Source organism: Achromobacter sp. 1011811831 (assembly GCF_059760905.1).
In genome coordinates this window covers 1-3,920 of sequence record NZ_JCBANG010000171.1, presented here as the reverse complement: position 1 = coordinate 3,920, position 3,920 = coordinate 1, and the positions used below count along the sequence as shown (strand labels likewise).

Sequence of the window (3,920 nt, the reverse complement as noted above, 5' to 3'; positions counted from 1 at the left end):
CTTCAAGCAAGGGCTCAGCGGCCCAGCATCACGGCCTGCAGGCGGGTATGCGCCTGCTGTAAGTTGCGCGCCTCGGGGTTCAGGTCTTGCAGCATCGTGTTCAATTCCTTCTGGACGGCCGGGTCGCTGACCTGGACCATCGAGCCGGAGATCTGGATTTCCTTCTGGTGCTGGGCGACGTAGTCGGCGATCTTCAGGCTGCTGTCGAAGGTGGTATTGATCTGCGGCAGCACGCTGCGGAAGGTGTCGGCGGGCAGCGTCACGGTCTTTTCATAGGCCTTTGCATAGACGGCCTTCAGGTCGTCGGGCTGCTTGAGCTGCGCGCGGGCGGCGTCGGCCTTGCCTTGCTGTTCCTTCAGCGCCACGCCCATGTCGTTGAGCGCCGTCTGCACCGTCTTCAGGTCGTCGCGGCGGGTGACGATGTCGCTCAGTGTACGCATGCCGCCCTTTTGCATCAGGCTGTTCAGCGGCTTGACCGATGCGTCCATGCCCGAGTTGAAATCCGTGATCACGGCGTAGTGCGTGGCATAGTCGCCGAAGGACTTCTTTTCTTCCGCCGTCAGTTGCGGCACGCGCACGCCGGGCTTGTCGATGATGCGGGTCTGCAGGAACTGCGTGAACGCGGCGCGTTGCTCGGGTTCCTTGTCGCCGCAGGCGGCGAGCAGCAAGGGCAGCGCCAGGGCCAGGGCGAAGATCGGACGGAAAAGGGATTTCATGGAAAAGCTCCTGTGTTGCGGGATATCGGGCGAGCCGCCGGGCAGCAACGCCAAGCGCCGGGAGCTTATCGACTGCTCCCGGCGCCTGCCACAGGTTTAAGACTTGTTTGCAAACGAAGCGAAATGAAACAACTCGGTCACAGAACGATGTGATTCGCGCGGCGTTTGCTGCTACGTGCGCGCGGCGCGCACGTTCCTGGAGGAGTACATCTGCGGAAGCTAGACCACGTACTGCGGCCGTCCTTCACGGACCCAGCGGGCGTAGCGCGCGTCGATGGCCGGGGCCAGCCGTTCATAGTGTTCCCAGGTGTCCGGCACGCGGTAGAGCGAGGCTTCGTCCACGGAGAAGGCGGCGAAGTAGTCGTCGATGTAGCGGCTGTCATGATCGTCGCCCACGTAGTACGCCAGGGCGAAGGCGGCGCCCTCGGCGTTCAGGTCTTCATCGATCAGTTTTTCGTCCAGCTCGGTGATGAGGAACTGGGCGCCGCTCAATTCCCGGCGTTGCAAGGCGGCCAGCGCCTCGGCCGAATCATCGGCCAGTTCCTCGCCCGCCATGCCGTGCAACAGCGCCCAGGCCAGGAACATGCCGATGTGGGTGGCGGCGGCAGAATCAGGCAGGTCGTCGGGATAGTCGCCTTCGTAGTGCCAGGATGCATCGTCGAATTTCATCAGGATCTGTCTTCCTTGTCGTGGGAGGGCCGCCCGCGTGCCGGGCGGAACGGGATTCAGAAAACCAGCGGGCGCAGCACCAGCACCCAGACCGCCAGCAACAGCGCCAGCACGCTGACGGCCAGCGAGACGGCGACGCCAGTGCGGCCCAGGTCGGCCCGATGGGCGCCTCGGCGCCAGCCCGCATAGCTGAGACCGGCCAGGGCCAGCCAGCCGAGCGCCGCGCCGGCATAGGGCAGGCCGTCGGCGATGCGCGGCAGGAGATTCCAGGCGACCAGCACGCCGAGCAGCGTCAGCGTGCTGCAGAGCAGGGCCATGAAACCCAGCCTGGGGCTGAGCCGCATCAGGAAGGACTGGATGCCGCCGGCGATGAAGGCATAGGCCGCGAGCTTGGCAGCGCCGGCCTCGGTGTTGCCGTTCAGGATCAGGGCGAGCGGCGCGCGCGAGCCGGTGCCGCGCAGGAAATAGTAGAAGACGCCGGCGGCGACCGCGCCGAAGCACAGGGCCAGGACGCCGTGCCAGCGGGGGCGGGGTTGGGGATGGGGCGCGAGATCGGGCGAGGACGGGTTCATCGAGGGATCTGTGGTGGTGTTCGCGGGAGTGGGTCGGGTTATTGCGGCGAACGCTGGTCCTTCAGTCGTGCCGCATGCTTGCCGTGCTTGCCGCCGCTGTGCGGGCGGCAACCGGGGGTTCCTGACTCTGGCGGAGGAGCCCGGCGATCTGCCGGGCCATCGTTTAAACCAGGATGATGTCGTACTTCTCTTGCGTATACGTGCTTTCCACTTCCAGCGATACGCGCTTGCCGACGAAGTCTCCCAGCATGGCCAGGTGCTGGCTTTCCTCTTCCAGGAAGAGATCCACCACTTCCTGCGAGGCCAGGATGCGGAATTCCTTGGGGTTGAACTGCCGCGCCTCGCGCAGGATTTCGCGCAGGATCTCGTAGCAGACCGTGCGCGGCGTGCGCACGTTGCCGCGCGCCTCGCACATGGGGCAGGGTTCGCACAGCTGGTGCGCCAGCGAATCGCGGGTCCGCTTGCGCGTCATCTCGACCAGGCCCAGCTGCGTGAAGCCGTTGACGGTCATGCGGGTGCGGTCGCGCGAGAGCGCCTTCTTCAGCTCGGCCAGCACGGTGTCGCGGTGCTCCTGTTCCTCCATGTCGATGAAGTCCAGGATCACGATGCCGCCCAGGTTGCGCAGCCGCAGCTGGCGCGCGATGGCTTGCGCGGCCTCCAGATTGGTCTTGAAGATGGTGTCGTCGAAATTCCGGCCGCCGACGAATCCGCCCGTGTTCACGTCGACCGTGGTCAGCGCTTCGGTCTGGTCGATGATCAGGTAGCCGCCGGATTTCAGGTCCACGCGCCGCGACAGCGCGCGCGCGATTTCCTCGTCCACGTTCGCGGTATCGAACAGCGGGCGCTCGCCGCTGTAGTGGCGCACCCGCTCGACCACCGACGGCGTATAGGTGCGCGCCCATTCCAGCATGGACGAGGTGGTGGTGCGCGAGTCCACCAGGATGGTGCCGGTGTTCGGACCGACCATGTCGCGCAACACGCGCTGCGCCAGCGTCAGGTCCTGGTGCAGCAGGGCGGGGGCGGGTTGCGTGCGCGCCAGCGCCTGCACGCTGGTCCACAGCTTGCGCAGGTAGGCTACGTCCGCGTTCAGTTCGTCGTCGTTGGCGCCTTCGGCCTGGGTGCGGACGATGAAGCCGCCCTTTTCCCCTTCGGGCATCAGCGCCTGCAAGCGCTCGCGCAGCTGCGTGCGCTCGGTCTCGGAATCGATCTTCTGCGAGATGCCGATATGCGGATCGTGCGGCAGATAGACCAGCATGCGGCCGGCCATGCTGATCTGCGTGGACAGCCGAGCGCCCTTGGTGCCCAGGGGATCCTTGACCACCTGGACCATGATGGTCTGCCCTTCGAACAGCAGTTTTTCGATCGGCGTGGGCGGCAGCCCCTGGCTGCGCTCGCCGCGATTCTCGCGCAGGTCCGCGATATGGATGAATGCCGCGCGCTCCAGCCCGATGTCGATGAACGCGCTTTGCATGCCCGGCAGCACGCGGACCACACGGCCCAGGTAGATATTGCCCACATGGCCGCGCTGGATGCTGCGCTCGACATGCAGTTCCTGCACCGCTCCCTGCTCGACCAGCGCGACGCGGGTCTCGAATGGGGTGACATTGATCAGGATGTCTTCGCTCATTGCGGTGGCAGTGGGCATGGGGCGGTCGTCTCCATTCAGTTGGGTGGGCGGCTTACAAGGCGAATAGTAAACGTACCGCCGGGGCAGGCAAGTCGAGACGGGGCGTTCTTGTTGACGAAGCTGGGGGCGGGTGGCGGCGGGTGGCACGGAATGGTGAGCGGGGGCAGGTGTTCGAATCCTGTTCTGCACAGAGGGGACGGGCGCGTTGGAGGGAGAAGGGAGAAGGGAGAAGGGAGAAGGGAGAAGGGAGAAGGGAGAAGGGAGAAGGGAGAAGGGAGAAGGGAGAAGGGAGAAGGGAGAAGGGAGAAGGGAGAAGGGAGAAGGGAGAAGGGAGAA

At 65.3% G+C, this 3,920-nt stretch carries 5 protein-coding genes; 1 reads left to right on the top strand and 4 read right to left on the bottom strand.

Annotated elements, in window-relative coordinates:
- Window positions 1-14 precede the first annotated feature (14 nt).
- From AC6LJ9_RS30275 to rng, 4 genes are all read right to left on the bottom strand, one after another.
- A complete protein-coding gene (locus AC6LJ9_RS30275; protein ID WP_498150405.1) occupies window positions 15-716 on the bottom strand; it encodes a DUF3053 domain-containing protein in 702 nt (233 codons plus the stop codon).
- A gap of 219 nt (window positions 717-935) precedes the next feature.
- Window positions 936-1,385: a DUF7832 domain-containing protein gene (locus AC6LJ9_RS30270; RefSeq protein ID WP_212321548.1), complete on the bottom strand. Its 450-nt coding sequence runs from the start codon at window positions 1,383-1,385 to the stop codon at window positions 936-938.
- Window positions 1,386-1,441: 56 nt separating this feature from the next.
- Window positions 1,442-1,957, bottom strand: coding sequence for a hypothetical protein (locus tag AC6LJ9_RS30265; protein ID WP_498150404.1), 516 nt, complete (start codon window positions 1,955-1,957; stop codon window positions 1,442-1,444).
- A gap of 163 nt (window positions 1,958-2,120) precedes the next feature.
- Window positions 2,121-3,584 (bottom strand): ribonuclease G, encoded by a 1,464-nt coding sequence (gene rng, locus AC6LJ9_RS30260; protein WP_212322763.1) that lies wholly within the window; start codon window positions 3,582-3,584, stop codon window positions 2,121-2,123.
- A gap of 108 nt (window positions 3,585-3,692) precedes the next feature.
- On the opposite strand from rng, the gene AC6LJ9_RS30255 reads away from it, so the two are divergent.
- Window positions 3,693-3,920 (top strand): hypothetical protein (locus AC6LJ9_RS30255; protein ID WP_498150403.1); only part of this gene is annotated, 228 nt, incomplete at its 3' end.